Consider the following 19,932-nt stretch of genomic DNA (forward strand, 5'->3'; position numbering starts at 1 on the left):
CCCGCGGAGCGGGTCCCTCCGGGCTGCGCCCGGAGCAAACGAACCACCGCGCTGCGCGCGGGGGTTGCGCTCCCGCTACCCCCGGCGCGCTGGCGGGGTGCTGCGCACCCCGCGCAATCCCGGCGCTGCGCGCCGGGATTGACGGTCCGTTCGCTGCGCTCCCGGACCAGCGGGACTCTGTCCCGCTGTCAGGCCTTCGCTTCGCTCCGGCCTGGCCGGCGGGTCCGCTGCGCTCCCCCGCCTGGCGGTCCTTCCGGCTGCGCCTCCAGGACCGTAGGCCCGCTGACGCGGGCCGGGCTGGCTACAAGGACGGGGCTTCGCGGGTCTGCGAGGGGACGTGCATCAAACAGATGCAGCATGTTGAGTTGGCGAAAGTGCCCCACTTCTTTCCTCAAGCTTAACCGCAGATCGACGAGCCTATCGCCCTTCCCTAAAGGGAGCTGGCCGACAAACATACGTTTAGCCCTTCCCGCGAAGCTCTCGACTCCGGCACGAAAGGCGGCTTGCTTTTTTGGATCACTTTAAGAGAGATCGCTGCATCCCCTCAAGGGAATTCATGAGGTTGCGTTCCGAATTCGCTCTATGACTCTCACCAGCTTCACCTGTAGAAGTCGCGCGGCAATTGGGGGTGTTCGCGGGTGAGCAGTAGGAATGGAGCGCGGGGTGACCGTGTACAGAGACCCAGCGTGGGCTGCAAGGGTGCGCAGTTGGGGTGATGTCATGTGGGCGGCCGGGGATGGGGCGGGCAGTGCTGTGGAGGGCTGACCGTCAGTCCCCTACAGGTCGTCATGGGCAGACGCTGTGCTGAGTGTTCTGGGCGTGCGGCGCTGTGAGGCTGTTCTGGGGTAGAGAATTACGCGCCACACTGCTGTGAGCAACGTCACATAACCCTTTGAGGGGCCTAGGCTTTTGCGTGCCAAAAGAAGAAATAGTCGGCGGCTACAGGGAGCCACCCAAGGAAAATGATGCACCGTCAGTAGACGGTACGATTAAAGCAGTTCAACACCTCGACGCAAGGAGCGTCGCATTTGGAAAAATTTCTTTGGAGGACAGATGTCTGAGCGTGATTTTCTCATTTTCTCTTTCGTGGCTGCAGTGCTCCTCTACCCGGTCGCAGGAGCTGCTGCCGCCCTGACCTTCTTCTTCGGCGTAGTCGCACGTTACGTCAAGTAACAGTCGAGGCCTCGCCCATGGGCGAGGCAAGCTTGAGCACGACCCGCGCAGTCCGCCGGCCACTCTCGTACGGGACCACCCCCGCGAGTGCAGGGAGCACCGCTGGATGTCCTCCAGCTGGTCCTGAAGGTCGGGACCATCCCCGCGGGCGCGGAGAGCACGTCCACGACCGGGGCGGTCGTCATGCCGCAGTTGCTGCGCCATCTGCTCCGAAGACGTCGTCGAAGGGGTGGGCTTGCTCGGTGCGCACCAGGTGGAAGGACCCGCTGCGGTGGCGTAAGGCGTGGGCTGCGTAGTGGACGATCTCGGCTGGGGTGAGGACTTTGAGGTCGCCGAAGACGTAGTACAGCGGGGTGGGGGCGTGGGCGGCGGTGAAGAGGAGGCCGGCGTTGACGGTGTCGGTGCTGATGGCGTAGCGGTCGGTGTGGGTGCTGGGCATGCGGTCTTTGGCGTCGATGGTGATGAGGTCGCTGCCGCGGGCGGCGATGAGGTCGGGGAACTGTCGTAGGGCGGAGCGGGTTTGGCGCAGGGCTTCCCGTATGGCGGGTGGGTAGGTGCCTTGTCCGCAGGGGTGGACGGTCCAGCCGCGTGCGCGCAGAGCGGCTGCTACCCGCCGTTCGTGCGTGTCGCCTACCGCCTTGCGGTCCTGCCACTGCCTCACTGTGGTTCCCCCTCGAGTAAGTTCAGCAACCCGCGTTGGTGATACGAAGCGTTCACTGTTCGTACTACCCGTTCGGTGGCTATGATGCCCCTCATGGCGGCATACGTTGACCCACGCTTTCGTCCCACGCTCTGGCCGGGAACTCCTGTGCCCGCACCGGAGTTGCGGCCCGTCCCGGGGGCGCGGGCCGACGGCGAGTGGATCGTCTGGGAGCCTCATCTGCGATCCGAGGGAGCAACCGTTCCACTGCCCGAGGACTTCTATCTGCGGGAGTTCATGGAACTTGACCCGGCAGATCTCGACGCCGTGGCCACTTTGATGCGCACCTACGGATACCTGGGTGGCAGCATCAACACTGGTAGTTGGGACGAGGAGGAGTACGAGCGGCTCAAGGAGCTCACCGAGCGCGAACACCCCAGGAGCGGGACGTTCTCCCTTCACGGCGAACTGGCCACGCTGTACGTGACGCAGGCCCAGGCAGCCATCACCACCTGGCTGGCCCTGCGCCACGAAGGCGGTCTCAACGCGCTCATCGAGCCGGAGGTATGCGAGGAACAGCTGGCGCAGTGGCAGTCCGAGAACACGCATCGGGACGAGGTATGGCCGCGCGACCTGGACCATATGCGTGAGATCGTCCTGGGAATGCGGATCAGCGACCTGGTGGATGAGCTGAACGCCGCGCTCAAGCCGTTCAGCATCGGCATCGGCGGCCTGACGGACCGCTACCCCAGCGTCCTGTCGGTCGTTTTCCTCCAGCTGTACAACCACCTTGCCGAGGACGCCACCATCCGCGAGTGCGCCAACGAGACCTGCCGCCGCAGCTTCGTACGCCAGCGCGGCCGCGCCGAGTACGGGCAGAACCGCACCAGCGGCATCAAGTACTGCACCCGCGAGTGCGCCCGCGCCCAGGCGCAGCGCGAACTCCGCCGGCGCCGCAAACTGCAGGCCCCGCCACTCCAGCAGCCACCGACCGACAGCCCGACGATGCAGGACGGTCCAGAGACCGTCGGCCAGGCGGGAGACGAGCGATGATCAGCCTGCGGGAACACCAGGCAGAGGCCGTCTCGCGGATCCGGAAGTGGGCGGGGTTCCCCGTACGCGCGTCCGCGCCCGCTCAAGGGCTGCGTGGAACGGTGGTCTCCGCGACCGGCTCGGGAAAGACGATCACCGCCGCGTGGGCTGCGCTGGAGTGCTTCCGTGGCGGACGGATCCTCGTCATGGTCCCCACCCTCGACCTGCTCGTGCAGACCGCCCAGGCGTGGCGGAGGGTCGGCCACGGGGGGCCGATGGTCGCCGTGTGCTCGCTGGAGAAGGACGACATCCTGGAGCAGCTAGGCGTACGGACCACCACGAACGCGATCCAGCTGGCGCTGTGGGCGGGCGCGGGGCCGGTGGTCGTGCTCGCCACGTACGCCTCACTCGTGGACCGGGAGGATCCCGAGGATGTCACGGGCCGGGCGAAGGTGCGCGGGCCGCTGGAGGCAGCTCTGGCGGGCGGGGATCGGCTGTACGGGCAGACAATGGCGCCGTTCGACCTCGCCGTGGTTGACGAAGCCCACTCAACGGCGGGTGATCTTGGTCGGCCGTGGGCGGCGATCCACGACAACACCCGCATCTCGGCGGACTTCCGGCTCTATCTCACCGCCACCCCCCGCATCCTCGCCTCCCCCCGGCCGCAGAAGGGCGCTGACGGGCGAGAGCTGGAGATCGCGACCATGGCGTCCGCCCCGGACGGCCCGTACGGCGAGTGGATCTACGAGCTCGAACTGTCCGAGGCGATCGAACGCGGCATCCTCGCCGGTTTCGAGATCGACGTGCTGGAGATCCACGACCCCTCCCCCGTCCTGGGGGAGTCCGAGGAGGCGCAGCGGGGCCGGCGCCTGGCCCTGCTGCAGACGGCGCTCCTGGAGCATGCCGCCGCGCGGAACCTGCGCACAGTTATGACCTTCCACCAGCGGGTTGAGGAGGCGATGGCGTTCGCGGAGAAGATGCCGCAGACGGCCGCCGAGCTGTATGCGGCCGAGGTCTCCGACGAGGCTCTGGCCGACGCGGACTTGCTGCCGAAGTCGTCGATCGACGCGGAGTTCTACGAGCTGGAGGCCGGCCGCCACGTACCGCCGGAGCGGGTGTGGTCGGCATGGTTGTGCGGCGACCACCTCGTAGCTGAGCGACGGGAAGCCCTACGGCAGTTCGCCAATGGCATCGACGGCGCGGGCCGCCGCGTACACCGGGCCTTCCTCGCCTCCGTCCGGGTGCTCGGCGAAGGCGTCGACATCGTCGGCGAGCGGGGCGTGGAGGCCGTCTGCTTCGCCGACACCCGCGGCTCCCAGGTCGAGATCGTGCAGAACATCGGCCGGGCACTACGCCCGAACCCCGACGGCACGGCCAAGACCGCCCGAATCATCGTGCCCATCTTCCTGAAGCCCAGCGAGGACCCGACCGACATGGTCGCCTCCGCCTCATTCGCACCCCTCGTAGCCGTCCTCCAAGGCCTGCGCTCACACTCCGAACGCCTCGTCGAACAGCTCGCCAGCCGGGCACTGACCAGCGGGCAGCGGCACGTGCACGTGAAGCGGGACCAAGACGGGCGGATCATCGGCACCACAGCCGAAGGAGAAGGCGGGCAGGACGAGACCGAGGGCACGGTGGAGTCAGCGCTGCTGCACTTCTCCACCCCGAGGGACGCGACGACGATCGCGGCGTTCCTGCGCACCCGGGTCTACCGGCCCGAGTCCCTGGTCTGGCTCGAGGGCTACCAGGCCCTGCTCCGGTGGCGGAAGGAAAACGGAATCACCGGCCTGCACGCAGTCCCCTACGACACCGAGACCGAAGCCGGCGCCACCAAGGCATTCCCTCTCGGGCGGTGGGTCCACCAGCAGCGGCGCGTGTACCGTGCGGGCGAACTCGATGATCACCGCAAGATGCTGCTCGACGAGGCCGGGATGGTGTGGGAACCCGGCGAGGAAGCCTGGGAAACCAAACTCGCCGTCCTGCGCTCCTACCGGCGCGCCCACGGACACCTCGCCCCCAGACGCGACGCCATGTGGCGCGACGCCGACAATGAGCTGGTGCCGGTCGGGGAGCACATGGCCAACCTCCGCCGCAAAGACGGCCTCGGCAAGAACCCCGACCGCGCCGCGATGCGGGCAGCGCAGCTGGCCGCCATCGACCCCGACTGGAACTGCCCCTGGCCACTGGACTGGCAACGCCACCACCGCGTCCTCGCCGACCTCGCCACCGACGAACTGGGCGGAACCCTGCCCGCCATCGAGCCGGGCGTCCTGTTCGAGGGCGACGACCTGGGCAGGTGGCTGCAACGGCAGCGCCACAGCTGGACGGAGCTCTCCGAAGAGCAACAGCAGCGGCTGTCGGCACTGGGCGTGACACCCGCTGAGCGGCCCGCTCCGGCCCCAGCGGCCGAGGGCGGCGGGAAGACGTCAGCCTTTCAGCGCGGTCTGGCTGCCCTCGCCCAGTGGATCCAGCGCGAGGGCGCCCAGAAGGCAGTGCCGAGAGGACACATCGAACGCGTCGTCATCGACGGCCAAGAGCACCACCACAAGCTCGGCGTATGGATCTCCAACACCAAAACCCGCCGCGACAAACTCACCCACGACCAGCGCACCGCACTCGCCGCACTCGGAGTCGAGTGGGCTTAGCAGCAGGGTCTGTCGGGTTGCTGAAGCGTGGCGTGTCCTGCGGGGTGCCTGGATCCGCCTCAGCGGTTGGTGTTCTCCTCTCGGATCATCCGTCGGAGGCTGGTGCGTGCTGCCGCCAGGTCTGTTTCCAGGGTGCCCACGCGGGCCTGGAGCCGGTGGTTGTCGTCGGTGGCCTGCTGGAGGCTGTCTTCGAGCCGTTGGCTGTTCCGGGTGAGTTCGTCGACGCGTTCGGTCAGGTTCCTGGTGTCGAGGGCGTCGAGTTGCTGTCCCAGCTGGTGCTGGATGGCCTTCCTCATCCGGTCTCTGTCTTCTCTTAGGGTCCGGATCTCCTGCCTGGCGAGCTCGAGTTCTGTGCGCAGCGTGGCGGTGGTGCTGCGGGTGCGGGCGGGCGAGGGGGTGGTGGGGTGCTGGCGTTGTTGTGCGGCTTCGATGTGCTCGCGGATGCCTTCGGTGTAGGTGAGCCATGCGGAGACGCCAGCGGTGCGGGCGACCGCGGTGTGAGTGATCTTCTTGCCCTGTTGTTCCAGCAGGGCGAGTGCGGTCAGGGCACGCTGGCGCTTGTCGAGGCTGGTGCGGCGGCGGGCCTGGGCGAGGGTGTGCGGGTTGCCGCGGGGGTTCATGCCGGGTCCGTCCTGGAGACCACGGTGAGCGGCAGGAGAGTGTGGGCGTTGCCGGCGCGGGCTTTGCGCAGGATGGTGCTGGCTTCCTCGATCTCCTGGCGTTCTGCGGCGGGGAGAGCGGCGAGGCGGCGCTGCATACGGTCGGTGACCTGCTCGTAGGCGGTGATCTGGGCGGTGAAGGCGGTGATGACGAATTCGGCGGCGTCCATAGCCTGGGCGGTTTCGCGGTCGGCGCGCAGTTCGTTGATGTGCTGTTCGATCGCCGGGAGGTAGGAGGGGTCGGGGCGGTAGAAACCGCAGCCGGCGCACTGGAAGCGGATGGGGCAGGAGCCGCCTGCGGCTTTGACGTTGCTGGGTTCGGTACATCCGCCGTAGGGGACGGCGACGGAGCGCAGCTCGTAGGCGGTCTCGGAGCTGGGGCTGGGGTGGCCGTGGTTGTCGACGACGTGGGCGGCGAGCTTGGTGACGGCGTCGCGCTTTCGTTTCAGAGAGACGGTGTAGTAGCGCTGGGTGGTGCTCACCGACTTGTGGTCCATCAGTTCGCGCAGGACGTCGAGTGGGGTTCCGGCGTCAGCGTGGCGTTGCGCGTAGGAGTGGCGGAAGGCGTAGGCGTAGATGAGGGAGCGGTCGAAAGGCAGTGGGTCGCCCTGGGTGTCGGTGCCTTCGCCGTGCAGGTGGGGGATGGAGTCGACCCAGTCGCGCAGGGTCTCGCCGAGGTAGCTGGTGTGCAGGTAGGGGCGGGTGGCGAGGTGGGTGAGGGCGGGGAAGAGGTAGTCGGCGCCGGTGGGCGGAAGGCTGGTCTGGAGCTGTTCTCGGCGTTCTTGCCAGGTACGGATGGCCTGGGCGGTGGACGTGGTGATGGGCAGGCGCCTGCGGTGGCGGCGGGCCTTGTGGTTGTTCCAGATCAGAGAGATCTGGTCGTTGCGGGTCTCCAGGCAGTCGCGGGGCAGGGAGCAGACTTCCAGGGGCCGCCGGCCGGTGTCTCTGAGCAGGATGTACAGCGTGCGGTACATCAGCTGCAGGTCTTCGGGGGCGAGGGTGCGCTGGCCGCGGGCCCGGCCCTGGCCGAGGAGGTGGAGGTGGGCGTCGAGCTGGCGGATCACCGGTTCGGGGATCGCCTTGCCGATCTCGTCCTCGTTGGCCTCCTGCTCAGGGATGCGGTGGAGGGCGTGGTCACGGACGAAGGCGGCCGAGAGGTCGTCCGCGGCGCCCGAGCGGCGGCCGTAGTCGATCAGGGCGAAGAAGTGGCTGGCGATGGACATGCGGTAGTTCCAGCCGGCCGGTTGACCGTCCCGTTTCCGTGCGGTGCGGATCGCGTCGACCACGGCGGTGACGTCGTCGTAGCGAAGCCGTGTGGGGTCGTCGGTTCCCGGGCGCTGCGCGAGAGCCCGGGAGGCGAGCTCCACGCCGCGCAGCGTGCGGGCGAACTCGTCCGCTCCCGGGCGCTGCTGGACGGTCCAGGTACGCAGGAGGCCGCGCAGCCACGGCTGCCGGATGGTGCGCAGATCGACGGTCTTGGGCTGCCGGATGCCGGCCGGGGTGCGGGAGCGCTGGCCGAGCGCCCGCAGGTCCAGGACGTCGTCCTGCGTCGGCGCGGTGCCGGTGTACTGCGCATGGCCCGCCCGGACCGCCGTACGCACGCGGTCGAGCATCCGCAGGACCGCGACGGTGGAACGAGGGCACATCTGCTCGTCCGTGGCGTCGACGATGAGCGTGGTGGCCGCGGCGAGGTCACGCACCATGCGGCGGACCTGCGGGGGTTCGAAGATCCGCAGCCACGGGTCCACCTGCTGCAGACCGTAGAGGACCTCCCGGCGCAGCAGTTCGGGCAGCGGCAGGAGACTGAACTGGTGCGGGGCCAGGTACGGGGGCTGCTCGGCTGCCCACGGCGCCACGGCCGCGTCCGGGTGAGTGCGTCGGTGCTCACGGAAACGCTTGGCGTGATGCCGGCACAGACCCCGGCCGTACAGGCCCGGCAGCGGACAGGCAGGAGCCGGGCAGGCAGGGGTATCGGCATACGGGACCGCGGTGTCCTCCCACCGGCCTGCGGTCTTGCGGGTGGTGTGGGTCTTCCACTGGGTGTAGTGCGTGGCGCACAGTTCCTTGCAGTGGCGGGGCCGGACACAGCGCTGCCCGTCCTTCGTGAAACTGCACGGCTTTGGAACACCGCCGAAGGCAACGCGGTTGCGCACTGGCACGAAGGCCCGCGCGAACTCCGCGTCGGGCAGCGGCGACCGTTTCTGCTCCTCCTTGCAGAAAGGGCAAAAAATGTTGGCCGGCGAGACCACGGTGTCGCACGCCTCGGTACGGCACAGCGCAACCGAGGTGCGCGGCTCGTGGACGCTGCCGGTGAACAGCCAGCAGTCCTGCCGCCATTCACTGGTCCGCCAGACGGGATCGAGATGACCTCGCAGCCACGCAGCCCATCCCCCGCCGTCGAGATCCACCGCGTTTTCGGCGCGCGGTGCGGGCAACCGCGACAGTGCGGACGAGATGCTGCTCATCGACGCTCCTTCAGGGAACCGACGCGTTCGACCGCTGCCCGCGCCTCGGCGTCGTTGACGTGCCGGTAGCGCTCCATCGACAACGGCGAGGCGTGGCCCAGGAGCCGCTGCACCACATCGCGGTCGACGCCGTCACGCAGCCAGCGGGTCGCCGCCGAGTGACGCAGCATGTGCGGACGGCACGCCTGCCCCACGGCGCGGGCCAGCCGGTCGAACATCTCCTTGGCATTCGGGTACGACATCGCCCGGCCCAGCGGATGGCGGAACAGATTCACGAACACCATCTCCGATTCCGCCGCCTCGGCTACCCGCTCACGTTCGTACTGGTAGTCGGTGTAGAGGGCCACGAGGTCGGCGGTGACCGGCACGAAGCGGAGATGCCGGGACTTCGCCAGAGACCGGTTGGGATTGTCCACGCGGCGGCGGATATGCACGTGCGGACCCTCCACGCCGCAGCCCACCACGCGCGAGGAAGCCAGCAGATGCATGTCGCCGCGGTGCAGGCCGAGCGCCTCGCCGATCCGCAGCCCGGTACACGCCAGCAGCGCCACCAGGAAACGGTCCCGGGCACTCGGCGCCGCAGCGATCATCCCGCGAATCTGCTCACCGCTGAGGTCCTCGTAGCCCGGCTCGGTGATCTTGAAGCGGAACGCGGCCGCCTCGACCTGGCGCCGCCGGCCCGATTCGCCGGTATCGAAGCCGGGTGGGGTGAAGCGCAGCAGCTTCGGCTGGGACAGCAACCCAGCCGTGTCGGCCGGCACCCAGCCGTGCACAGCGCCGAACCGCAAGAACTCCCCCACCACCGTCATGATCGCGTTCGCCGTCCCCCGCGACCGGTAACGAACCGGCCCCGGCCGCGCCTGGCTGGCCCGGTGCTGGGCAGGCGTCTCGACCAGCCACCGCTGCAACCCGGCCAGATCCAGAAAGCCGAGAGTCCGCCAGTCCAGCCGCCATATCCGGCAGTAGCTCAAGTACAGAGCGACCCGCCCCGCATACGCCCGCTCAGTGTTCGGCGAACACCCCCGCGCCCGCAACGACGCCAGGAACGCCACCGCCTCGGGGTGCAGGTCGAATGAGCCGGCGTCGACCACCACCCACCGCACCACACCGGTCACCGGAGAAACCGCACGCTCCGCCACAAACTCGGCATCCACGAACAAACACAACCACCACGCCCAGCGGCGAGTACCGCACTCCTGCCAGCACCATCACCGCAGGCGACAACCCAAACAAACATCCCTCATCGTCCACTTCCCCTGAGATAATGGATGTGCCCGAGTTGGACAAGCGCCCATAGGTAGGCGGTTCGCGAGGGGTGCTGGATGGGTTGTGAACGGTCCTCTGAGGAAGTCCGGCTGAGCGCACTTGTCAGCCGACGCAATGACATTGCCCTCACGCCGCCGCTTTCAGCCCCCGACGTGTTGCCCTTCGGACAGCTCTCACCACCTGTGTTCGAGCGTGTGGTCGGCGAGGTCATGTGGCTTGTCGACGGGATGAACGACATCCGCGGTTACGGCCGATCAGGACAGGATCAAGGTGGGCTCGACCTCATCGGCAGGAAGAAGGGCAAGACGCACGTCTACCAGGTGCGCAGAATCGTCTCCCTCTCCGCGCCCGCCCTCCGTGCGGCCGTCACCGACTTCACCGGCCCACCTCGCACGACCACCCCTGAGGAAGGATGGTCCGAGCGACGGTTCGACGCGGTGCGTTTCGTCCTGGCAGCAGGGTGCGTCGTCGACGATACGAAGGTAGAGGACGAGCTCGTTGCCCTGCAGGAGGAGTACCAGGGCGACATAGAAATCGATCTGTACGACGCGGGTGCCCTGTCTCGGTTCCTGCGGGAGCGCCCGCATCTTGTCGCGGGCGTGTTCGGTCCGGAGTGGGCCAAGGCATTCTGCGGGGTGGAGACCCCTCCGGTTCCGTCCCTGCCGCACGGGTACGCGCTTCTCAACGATCCGCTTGAGCACATGGGGCTGTCCGATGCTCTGCAGCGCGCCCAGCACCTCGCGGATACGGAACCTGGGCCAGCTGCCGAGCTCTTCGGTGAACTGGCCCAGGAGCTGGAACGTGTGTCGTTTACGGGGCATGCCGGCCAGCTGCGCATCCAGCAGCGCGACCTGCTGGCGTCTGCCGGACAGCACGGTGCGGCATTCGCTGTCGCGGCGGAGCTGCTGCTGGACCGGTACGAGGCCGGGGACCGCGTCTTCCTAGAGAACCAACTGGAGCGGCTGGCTTCCGACGCCGGGGGCATGGCACCCGACACCTATGTGGTCTTGAAGGCGCTGGCGGACTGGTTCGAATACGGCTTCGACCTCGCGCCGGTGACCGCCGCACTTGAGACTGTGGTCCAGGCCGGTGAGCCCTGGGCGTCCCGCTTGGTACTGGCCGTCATCGAGCAGATCGTTGTCGACGAAGATCCCGACGATGATCCGGCGGGACTGTCCGATCTGGCTGCCGGCCTCGTCACTTCCCAGACAGGTCTTTTGCGTGTTCGGCTGGAATGCTGCCTGGCAGACCTGGCCATCCGCTCCGGACACAGCCCGGATGAGGCCTACGCCGACCTCGACCGGCGTGCGCTGGGCGGCCGCATACCGGAACGGTGCGCGGTCTTGGTGCACATGCGCCGCGGGCGCGCCTTGGCCCTGGCCGACCTCGGAGACGAAGCCATCGAGGCCTACCGGCGCGCCGTACTGGCTGCGACACGCGAGGGCCTGGGAGGCGATGCCCGGCACGCCCTGCGGGCCATCTCCTACCTGTCCGACCAGTACAACCTCGGCTTCGGGCATTCGTCGAGGGCCATGCAGTCGGCCCGCACAGTCGGCGCCAAGGGCGCACGACTCATCGATCTCTCCTTCGACCCGGCCGTCAGCGCCCTGGAGGCCTTGGCCGACGGCAAGCTGCCAGACGCTTCCCGCGCCTCCCACCAGTGGCTGTGGCAGGACCGGATATCCGGTGCCCTAACCGACGAACTCCTCGCCCATCAGCGCTACGGCGAAGTTTTCGACCGTGCCGGAGAGACAAACCGCGCAGTGCATCACCTCATCCTTGCCGGGCGTAGAAAAGATGCGCGGAGCGCCGCCGAATCCGTACCCGACTACCTCGATGTGCGCGACTTGCTACAGGTCCGGGCACGGTGGGTATGCAGCGCAGCCGCTGCGGTGACCGGCGAGCAGGCGGACCTGATCCCGGACGACGCCGTCCCTGGCATCGCCGCACGGCTGGCGGACATCGTCACCACAGGCCCGCAGTCGGGGCTGACGGGCAGCGATCCAGTCAAGGAAGCACTCGGAGCACTTGGAGCACTCGACAGGCGGCTGCCAGCGGAGGCAGCGCAGCAGATCCTGCCCTTGCTGGTCGAATGGATTCCCAGGGAACCGAACACCTACCGGTTCACCGACGAGCAGATGCTGGCCTTCCTCGGTGCCTGCATCAAGGCCGAACTGCCGGTAGCGGACCAAGCCGTCCAAGCTCTGCTACAAGCCTGGAAACTCGACGTAAACGGCGCTGAAGACCTGCTCGCCGGCCTCGGCGCACAACTGCCGGCCGCCGTGCCGGTGGTACGCGAACGGGCGCAAGCAGGCCACCGCGGCGCTGCAGCCCTCCTGGCCGACTGGCGGGTGGACGACCCGTCTGTCGCCGAGGCCGCGCGGGATCTGGCCGACACCGTGCTGGCCGAACCGGTAGGAACCGTCCGCTCCTCCTACTCCATGGGCAACACCGCGCAACGGTGCGCAGCCTTCCTTGCCGCATGCACGGATACACAAGCCACACCGGAAGAGGACAAAGAGTCGATCACGCGATTGCAAGAACGCGTCGCAGCTCACCTCCTGCTGTGGGCCGAAGACCGCAACGACATGGCCGACCGACGCTCGTCCGCCATTCGCGCGCTATCCATCCTCGCTGAAAGTCTGCCGGTGCCCGTGCGAACTGACATGTTCGAACGCCTCATGGCCCTGTACCAAGATCCCGGAGAGCACCCGGTCGATGCCTTCGAACGACGCAGCCTGCATCCCCTGAGCCGTTTCAAGATCGATACAGGAGGCGATTGGCGCCTACCCGGAGAGATCCTGCACGCAGCCGCCGTCTTCGCCACGACCACCGAGCAAGCCGTCCGCGTCGAACAGTGCCTGCTCCCCCAGCTGACTCGCCCCGAGCGGAAGCGAGGTCAAGGCTGGCTGCAGGCGCGAACGGTGCTCGCGCTCGACCATTTGACCCCCGCGCAGACATCCCTGATAGCCGCCCACCCCTCACGCTTCCTGCGGCAGACCGCCGTGATCTGCTGGGGCCGCGCCGCGCACCGGGACCCGGATCTGGCACGCGTCTTCGCCGAGGACTCCAATACCGGCGTACGCCACAACCTGGCGCACGCCCTCACTGAACTCCCTGCAGATGAACGCCCCAGGTACCAGGCCATCACCCAACAACTCCGAACCGACAACAGCGCACGCGTCCGCCAAGCCGCCGCCCAGATCCCATGAGCCCGGCACTGGCACCGCAACCACCCGACACAGCAAGCAGACCAAACACACCGCCCAGATACTCAGCTCCAGATAAAGGGCCTGCGCAGCCACGATGAACAACTCGTCGAGCAACTCGCCTCCCGCGCACTCACCCACGGCAAGCGCAAGATCCACCTCCAGCTCGATGAGGACGGGCAAATCGTCGGGGCCGGCGGCGAGGGCGACGGCGAGGACCAGGAGCAGGACGACACCGACGCCGCTGCCGAGTCCACCCTGCTGCACTTCTCCTCTCCCCGCGACGCGGCGACGATCGCCGCGTTCCTGCGCACCCGGGTCTACCGGCCGGAGTCGCTAATGTGGCTGGAGGGCTACCAGGCCCTGCTGCGCTGGCGGAAGGAGAACGAGATCACCGGCGTCTACGCCGTGCCCTACGACGTTGAGGTCGAGGTCGGGGCGACGAAGGCGTTTCCGCTCGGGCGGTGGGTGCACCAGCAGCGGAAGGCGCTGCGGGCCGGGGTGCTGGAGGAGCGGCGCAAGGTCCTTCTGGACGCGCCGGAGGCCGGGATGCTCTGGGAGCCGGGCGAGGAAGCGTGGGAGGCCAAGCTCGCCGCGCTCCGGTCCTACCGGCGGGCCACCGGGCACCTCGCGCCGCGTCAGGACGCGGTGTGGGGCGAGGGCGAGGCGATGGTGCCCGTCGGGCAGCACATGGCCAACCTCCGCCGGAAGGGTGCGAAGAATGGCCTGGGCAAGGACCCGGAGCGGGCCGCCGTACGCGCGACGCAGCTGACGGAGATCGACCCGGACTGGAACTGCCCGTGGCCGCTGAACTGGCAACGCCACTACAAAGTGCTCGCCGACCTCGCCGCCGACGAGCCCGGCGGGCTCCTGCCAGATATCCAGCCCGGCGTCACCTTCGACGGTGACGACCTCGGGCGATGGCTCCAGCGACAGAAACAGCCCGGCACCTGGGCGCAGCTTCTTCCCGAGCAGCAGCAGCGGCTGGCGAAGCTGGGCGTTCAGCCCGACCAGGCCCCGTCTCCCGCCCCGGCTGCCGCGCGGGCGACGAAGGCCCCGAGCAAGGGGCAGCAGGCGTTCCAGCGGGGCCTGGCAGCCCTGGTGCAGTGGGTGGAGCGTGAGGGCGATCGGCCAGTACCGAGGGGGCACAGCGAACAGATCACGGTCAACGGCGAGGCGGAGCCGGTGCCGGTCAAACTCGGGGTATGGATTTCGAACACGAAATCCAGGAGGGACCGGCTGGCCGCCGACCGGCTCGCCGCGCTCGCGGAGCTGGGCATGGACTGGGCGAGCCCGGTGGCGATCCCCCAGACCAGCGGACAACCCCTGACCGCTCCCAGTGTCGTGACCGGACCCCCGGCTTCTTAGGGCCCGGGGTCCGTTTCTGTGGCCGTGCGTCAGCCGATGTTCTTCCAGGTCAGGGGTGCAATGCGGGCTCTGTTGCACTCCCGTGTTGCACGGCGAGGGGCTCGAAGGCGTCGGCCTGTTCTGGCCGGCACTGCCTCACGTGCTCCGCTACGCGCTCTGGTTCATCAACACGTCGAAGATCTCCAGGGCTCCGCGCTCGGCGCCGGCCGCGTTCAGAAGCGTCACCGGATCCCGCAGCGAACACGGTTGGTTCACCGCTGGGAACACCTTCACATCCGCACACCGCAATGTGGCGTGACGCCCCGGAGCGGTCGACCCCACCACCGTCTCCTTACCTGTCGCCTTATCCACGTACGACACCCGCATCGGGATGTGGATCAGCATCTCGACGCCGCCGCCATCGGCCACGGTGAGCGTCGACAGCGGCCCTGTCTGCTCCTGATCACGCTCCAGCACCAGCCGATACCCCGAGGACGGATCGGCGTGGTTGAGGTCGGCCTCCATCCGAAACCCCTGCTCCTCCAGCGTGATGCCCTCAGTCCCGGAGCTGCGGGTCGTCAGATTGATACCGCCCTTGAAATCGGCGAACAGCAGCCCCAGGTCGTTCAGCCGGATCTGCGTGTTCGCCGCGTACATGCTGTGCGAGATGTCGACCCCGATCGGCGGCAGCGGGATCGCTCCGCCGAGCAGCCCCCCGAGGTCCGGTTCCTCCGTGCCCGGGGGCGGCGTCGGATCGGCTACCGCACCACCGGCCGGAACCAGCAGACCCCCTGCGACCGCCACGGCCGCCATCACCGCCCGCACTGTCAGACGCTTGCTCACCACGAAACCCTTCTTCCTGCTCCGTCAAGATCGCAACGGGCCTAACGCCCCCAATCGGCGAGCGTTGCGGGCACAGACGAAGGCCCCACCCGAACCGGGTGGGGCCTTCAGTGGCGAGTGGTCAGGCGGTCGCAGCCGGCCCCGCCGACGGCCTCGGGGAAGCGGCCGCCGTGGGACCACCATGAGGAGTGCGACAAGATGCACTACGAAGGCGGGGCCTGCACCTGCGACCTCATCGAGCGGTACAGGCCGAACTCCGAACGTGGCGACTACTGACCTGCTTCCCGCATCGTTGTCGGGCCCCGGGCCTGTTGAGGCCCGGGGCCGGTGCTGTGTTCATGGGAATGTTCACAGGTCAGGAGTGCAACGGGGGCTCTGTTGCGCTCCCTTGATGCAGGGCGGTGTTGCAGGAGTCGCGGTGAGCCGCCGTACGAGACGGCGCGGTTCCGGATGCAGCGGATGGCGCCCTGGATCGGTTAGGAGAGGCTCATCGGCCTCCCGCGCAGCGGCATGCACCGCACCGCACGACGTCAGGACCTTGATCGCCCGGTCCACCGTTTCGCGGTCCGTGCCCGGCTGACGGACCTGGGACCACAACTCGGCCATGTCCGGTTGCGGCAGCAGATCGACTGCGTGCGCCAACGGCATGGTGACCTTGCCGTTGCGCAAGTCCTCACCGACCTGTTTGGTGGGCGCGCCGCTGCGCAGTACCCCGGTGAGGTCCTGGACGTCGTCGGTGATCTGGTATGCGGTACCGATCGCTTCTCCGAACCGGGCAAGAGCTTCACGCTGCTGAGTGCTCGCCCCGCATCCGTATGGGCCGAGCTCCAAGAAACAGCGCACCGGGGCCCCGGACTTCAGTGTGTGGGTGAGCCGTACCGCGTCCAGCACACCCTCGCCGGCATGGGAGGCCACCGCCGGGTCCATCACCGTCCGCAGTCCGGCGATGTCCAGTGCCTGCCCGGCATGAGCCGAACGCAACATCCCCAGATACGACTGATACATCGACACCTGCGTACACGGATCTGTGGGCATCACCAGCCGCAGCGCCCGGTCCAGCACGAAGAACGCGGCCGTCGCCGCGTTGAGGACCAAAGCCGGGTCGAACGCGACGTGCGCGGCCGCTGCACCGCGCCGCACCACTGACCCGTCCTGCAGGTCGTCCACCATCAGCGACCCGGTGTGCATCACTTCCAAAGCCGCCAGTAGCGGCCCGAACTGTGTGCTGTCGCCACCCAGCGCATCGATCGCCGCAGCGATCAGATACGGGTGCCACCGCCCGCCGCCCTCCTCGATCAGATAGCACACGGGATCCACCAGCGCCCCCTGCACCCGCGCTGCGGTGCCGGGTGGCAGTACACAGTCCTGGCGGCAGGCCAAGAACTCGCGGGCCACGGACTCACCAAGCTGCTGCGGATACAGCCCGTCGATAGATGTCCGGACAATCTCTGCGGCGTCTTGCAAGTCCTCCTCGCTCCAGGCCGGACCCTCCCGCTTACCAGGACGCGGCGTAACGGGAAACGGCACTGAAGAGGAAGGCATGCGTCCGTTCCACCGGCAACAGCGTTTCACGCGGGCCGAACGTCACCCGATCGGGGGCACGCATCACCTTTTCGCGAGCCCAGACCGGTTGCCCAACGAGCTCATCAACGGTAGGCGGTGCTGATCCGGTTCCTGGCCGACGGACTCCCGGGACTCTCCGTCGGCTGCTGATAAGCCACGTCACCGGATATCCCACCGTTGGCTGGACGAACCCGTCGCTGTCGATCAGATTCTTGTCGGGATGGTTTCCGCCTGTGGGCCCGGGTCGTTGGTCCAGGCATGATGATCGATGCTAGTTCGGTGGCCGGTGTGTACCCGGACCTCGACCCGGCCAGGCTCGCCGACACGCTCTTCGCCGACGGCTGTGAGGGTCCCGACGTCCACGGCAGGTGGCGCAAGGCGGTCTCGACCGCACTCTTCCGTCACCGCACCGGCGCCGGCACCGAGGAGAGATGGCAGCTCGCCTATGACCGGCTGCGGGCCCTGAACGAAGAGCTGCCCAGCCCCGAGGACCTGGCGCGCGACGCGCGAGGCCTGGCGGCGTTGCACGAGTGGGCCGCGGTGGTGGACGGCGCGACGGCGACCGTGGCCGGCATCCACTACAACCTCTTCCTCGGCAGCCTGCTCGACGACCATTTCTCACCGCCGCGCGACCTCAGTGCGTTCTACGGCCTCGACCGCATCGGCACGTTCCTGTGCACCGAACGCGCCCACGGCAACGACGCGGCCGCCCTGGAGACCTGCGCCCGGTACGACCGGGAACGCCAGGAGTTCGTGCTGCACACCCCGCACGAGGGCGCGCAGAAGTACATGCCCAACACCAGCGCCGCCGGCGGCCCGAAGAGCGCGGTGGTGGCGGCCCGCCTGCTGGTCGGGGACCAGGACCACGGCGTCTTTTTGTTCCTCATCCCGCTGAGCGACGGTCGCGGGACACTGCCCGGGATCACCGTGACCGTGCTGCCCGAGCGCGTCGGCAGCCCGGTGGACCACTGCGTCACCAGCTTCGACCAGGTGCGCCTGCCACGGACCGCCCTCATCCAGGGCGAGCACGGGCAACTTCGGCCGGACGGCAGCCTCACCGGCTCCGTGGGCAGCGCGCGCAAGCGGTTCCTCCACGCGATCGGCCGGGTGACGGTGGGAAAGCTGTGCATGAGCGCCAGCACCCTCGGCGGCTGCCGTGCCGCGCTGGCGATCGCGGTCCGCTACGCGCACACCCGCCACATCTCCGGCCCCGTCGCGGGCAAGCGGGTCCCGCTGGCCGCGCACCGCAGTCACCACGCCCGCCTGCTGGAACGGGTGGCCACCGGCTACGCGATGACCTTCCTCCACCGGGAGGTCACCGACCACTGGATCACGCACACGCCGGCGGACCGGCCGGCGGCGGAGCGTCTCGTGGCCCTCGCCAAGGGCTGGATCACCTGGCAGGCACGGGAGATCGTCACCGAGAGCCGGGAGCGCTGCGGCGCCCGCGCCCTGTTCCCGGTGAACGGGCTGGCGGAGTACCCCGCCAACGCGGACGGGGCCATCACCGCGGAGGGGGACAACCTCGCGATCTGGTGCAAGGCCGCAGCCGAGATGATCTTCGGCCACACCCTTGCTCCCCAACCCTCTCCGGCAACCGGCCGGGAGAGTCTCACCGATCCCGTTTTCCTCCGCCGCAGCATCACCGCCGCCGAACGCCACTGGCACGCCGGCGCACGGTCCGACCTACGCAGCGGGGAGGCCGACGACGCGCTCGGACGCTGGAACAACGCCTCCGCCGCAGCCCTCAACCTCGCCGAGGCCCACATCATCGGCCGGGCCGCCGACGCCTTCGCCACCGCCATCACCCGGACCACCCCGGACGGCACCCGGGCGGCCCTGACCGACCTGTACGTCCTCTTCCTGCTCGACCAAGTGGACTCCCGCAGCGGACTGCTCCTCGCCGAAGGCGCCCTCACCCGCGACCACGTGCGCGAGATCCCCCGCACCCGGCACCTCCTGATCACCCGGCTCGCACCGCACCTGCCGGCCCTCACGGACGCCTTCTCCATCCCCCAGGAACACCTCTCCACCCTCCCGATGCTGACAGCCCCCTGACCTCATGCACCGCTCCCAAAAGGGTGACGGTCTTCCGCGTGGGCTGCCCAGCCACCGCCGTCCGACATGGCTCGCAGAGCACGGTAATGCTGCGTGGCCGTCGGGGTTGTCGAGCGCATCCCGTCAGCGTCTGCTCCCCGGTCCGTCCCAGCCGTCGCCACACCGCCCGCCGTACCGGCGCCGTGCTCATGGAGCTTCTCCAGGGTGGTGACGACCACGGGCACCGCCTGGCGGTAGTCCCGCGCGGTGACCGCCTTCGGGTAGGGGGAGTCGTACCGGCGCGGCGCCCAGTAAAGGCGGCCGGTCTCCTCCAGCACGGCGACCGTGTTGTCGACCTTCGCCTCGGTGGTGTCCGCGAGCACGATCGCGAGCGGCATCAGGCCCTCCCGGCCGGCCGGCGGGTAAACCCGCCGGCCGGCCGCTGCTCGAGTCGATGTGCTCGATCGCACCCGGCCGGGAGCGGACCAGGTCCACGGTGTGCTTGGCCGCGTCCTTCGGGAGCAGCCGGCCCCACTCACCGGCGCAGCTTCTGCACCAGGTTGTGGACGTCCTCGCAGCGGCGGTCGATCTCCAGCAGCATCACCGGCACCCCGGCCTCCGGCGCCCGCACCGCCAGGTCCGCCCGCTGCACGTACCCGTCCGCGAGCCGATGCCCGATCCCGGCACGGTGAGGTTCGGCGGCCGTCGAGGTGACCGCCGCCGCGTGGTCGTCGTAGCCGCCGCCCAACAGCTCCCCGGTGACCGGGTCGTACTCCTCCTCGCGTAGCGCCGAGACCCGTATGCCCTTCGGCTCCAGCAGCTTCTTCGCCTCGGCATGTCCTGGCTTGGCCAGCACCCACTCGCGTCGTGCCCGGCAAGGCGATATGTCTCAGCTGGGCTCGCAGCCCTGAGGCCAGTTCGTGATCTTCCCCAGCCAGCCGGCCCCTCACTCCGACGCCGGGACAAACGCCCGGATCAGGTGGGAACCGGTACACCACTTCTCAAGACGCAACCTCCGCCAGTCGAGGCGGCAGGAGACGCGCCGACCGGGCC

12 protein-coding genes and 1 pseudogene are annotated in these 19,932 nt (G+C 68.6%); 5 read left to right on the top strand and 8 right to left on the bottom strand.

From position 1 onward, the window contains the following. Nucleotides 1-1,354 precede the first annotated feature (1,354 nt). Nucleotides 1,355-1,834, bottom strand: a complete 480-nt coding sequence (locus tag ACH4C6_RS28535; protein ID WP_398111489.1) for a hypothetical protein — start codon at nt 1,832-1,834, stop codon at nt 1,355-1,357. Between the two features lie 147 nt (nt 1,835-1,981). On the opposite strand from ACH4C6_RS28535, the gene ACH4C6_RS28540 reads away from it, so the two are divergent. Both ACH4C6_RS28540 and ACH4C6_RS28545 read left to right on the top strand, forming a co-directional pair. Then, a complete protein-coding gene (locus ACH4C6_RS28540) occupies nt 1,982-2,866 on the top strand; it encodes a hypothetical protein (RefSeq protein ID WP_398111490.1) in 885 nt (294 codons plus the stop codon). Beyond that, complete coding sequence (locus ACH4C6_RS28545; RefSeq protein WP_398111491.1) at nt 2,863-5,490, top strand: Helicase associated domain protein; 2,628 nt, start codon at nt 2,863-2,865, stop codon at nt 5,488-5,490. Before ACH4C6_RS28540 ends, ACH4C6_RS28545 begins: the two co-directional genes overlap by 4 nt. 59 nt (nt 5,491-5,549) lie before the next feature. Here the strand turns inward: ACH4C6_RS28545 and ACH4C6_RS28550 are convergent, their stop codons facing one another. The 3 genes from ACH4C6_RS28550 to ACH4C6_RS28560 are packed head-to-tail and all read right to left on the bottom strand — an operon-like array spanning nt 5,550 to nt 9,768. Further along, the gene (locus tag ACH4C6_RS28550) at nt 5,550-6,110 is read right to left on the bottom strand and encodes a DUF6262 family protein (protein ID WP_398111492.1); all 561 of its coding nucleotides are present in this window, start codon (nt 6,108-6,110) and stop codon (nt 5,550-5,552) included. Further along, the gene (locus ACH4C6_RS28555) at nt 6,107-8,614 is read right to left on the bottom strand and encodes a tyrosine-type recombinase/integrase (protein WP_398111493.1); all 2,508 of its coding nucleotides are present in this window, start codon (nt 8,612-8,614) and stop codon (nt 6,107-6,109) included. Before ACH4C6_RS28555 ends, ACH4C6_RS28550 begins: the two co-directional genes overlap by 4 nt. Continuing rightward, nucleotides 8,611-9,768, bottom strand: a complete 1,158-nt coding sequence (locus ACH4C6_RS28560) for a tyrosine-type recombinase/integrase (RefSeq protein ID WP_398111494.1) — start codon at nt 9,766-9,768, stop codon at nt 8,611-8,613. The genes ACH4C6_RS28555 and ACH4C6_RS28560 overlap by 4 nt, the downstream gene beginning before the upstream one ends. A 168-nt stretch (nt 9,769-9,936) precedes the next feature. On the opposite strand from ACH4C6_RS28560, the gene ACH4C6_RS28565 reads away from it, so the two are divergent. Next, entirely contained in the window at nt 9,937-13,092 is a 3,156-nt protein-coding gene (locus tag ACH4C6_RS28565; RefSeq protein WP_398111495.1) for a hypothetical protein, read from the top strand. A 72-nt stretch (nt 13,093-13,164) separates the two neighbouring features. Then, nucleotides 13,165-14,379: pseudogene (locus ACH4C6_RS28570) on the top strand (helicase associated domain-containing protein); the annotation flags it as partial. Between the two features lie 225 nt (nt 14,380-14,604). On the opposite strand, the gene ACH4C6_RS28575 reads toward ACH4C6_RS28570, so the two are convergent. Beyond that, on the bottom strand, nt 14,605-15,279 hold the full coding sequence (locus ACH4C6_RS28575; RefSeq protein ID WP_398111496.1) for a hypothetical protein: 675 nt from the start codon (nt 15,277-15,279) through the stop codon (nt 14,605-14,607). 348 nt (nt 15,280-15,627) lie between these two features. Then, the gene (locus ACH4C6_RS28580) at nt 15,628-16,674 is read right to left on the bottom strand and encodes a polyprenyl synthetase family protein (protein ID WP_398111497.1); all 1,047 of its coding nucleotides are present in this window, start codon (nt 16,672-16,674) and stop codon (nt 15,628-15,630) included. A gap of 426 nt (nt 16,675-17,100) precedes the next feature. Between ACH4C6_RS28580 and ACH4C6_RS28585 the strand changes: the two genes are divergently transcribed. Then, complete coding sequence (locus tag ACH4C6_RS28585) at nt 17,101-18,900, top strand: acyl-CoA dehydrogenase (RefSeq protein ID WP_398111498.1); 1,800 nt, start codon at nt 17,101-17,103, stop codon at nt 18,898-18,900. A 2-nt stretch (nt 18,901-18,902) separates the two neighbouring features. On the opposite strand, the gene ACH4C6_RS28590 is transcribed toward ACH4C6_RS28585, so the two are convergent. Together ACH4C6_RS28590 and ACH4C6_RS28595 are read right to left on the bottom strand one after the other, a co-directional pair. Next, on the bottom strand, nt 18,903-19,277 hold the full coding sequence (locus tag ACH4C6_RS28590; protein ID WP_398111499.1) for a hypothetical protein: 375 nt from the start codon (nt 19,275-19,277) through the stop codon (nt 18,903-18,905). A gap of 137 nt (nt 19,278-19,414) precedes the next feature. Continuing rightward, nucleotides 19,415-19,735 (bottom strand): hypothetical protein, encoded by a 321-nt coding sequence (locus ACH4C6_RS28595; protein WP_398111500.1) that lies wholly within the window; start codon nt 19,733-19,735, stop codon nt 19,415-19,417. Nucleotides 19,736-19,932 lie beyond the last annotated feature (197 nt).

It is taken from the genome of Streptomyces sp. NPDC017943 (genome assembly GCF_044328425.1).
GTDB lineage: Bacteria > Actinomycetota > Actinomycetes > Streptomycetales > Streptomycetaceae > Streptomyces > Streptomyces djakartensis_A.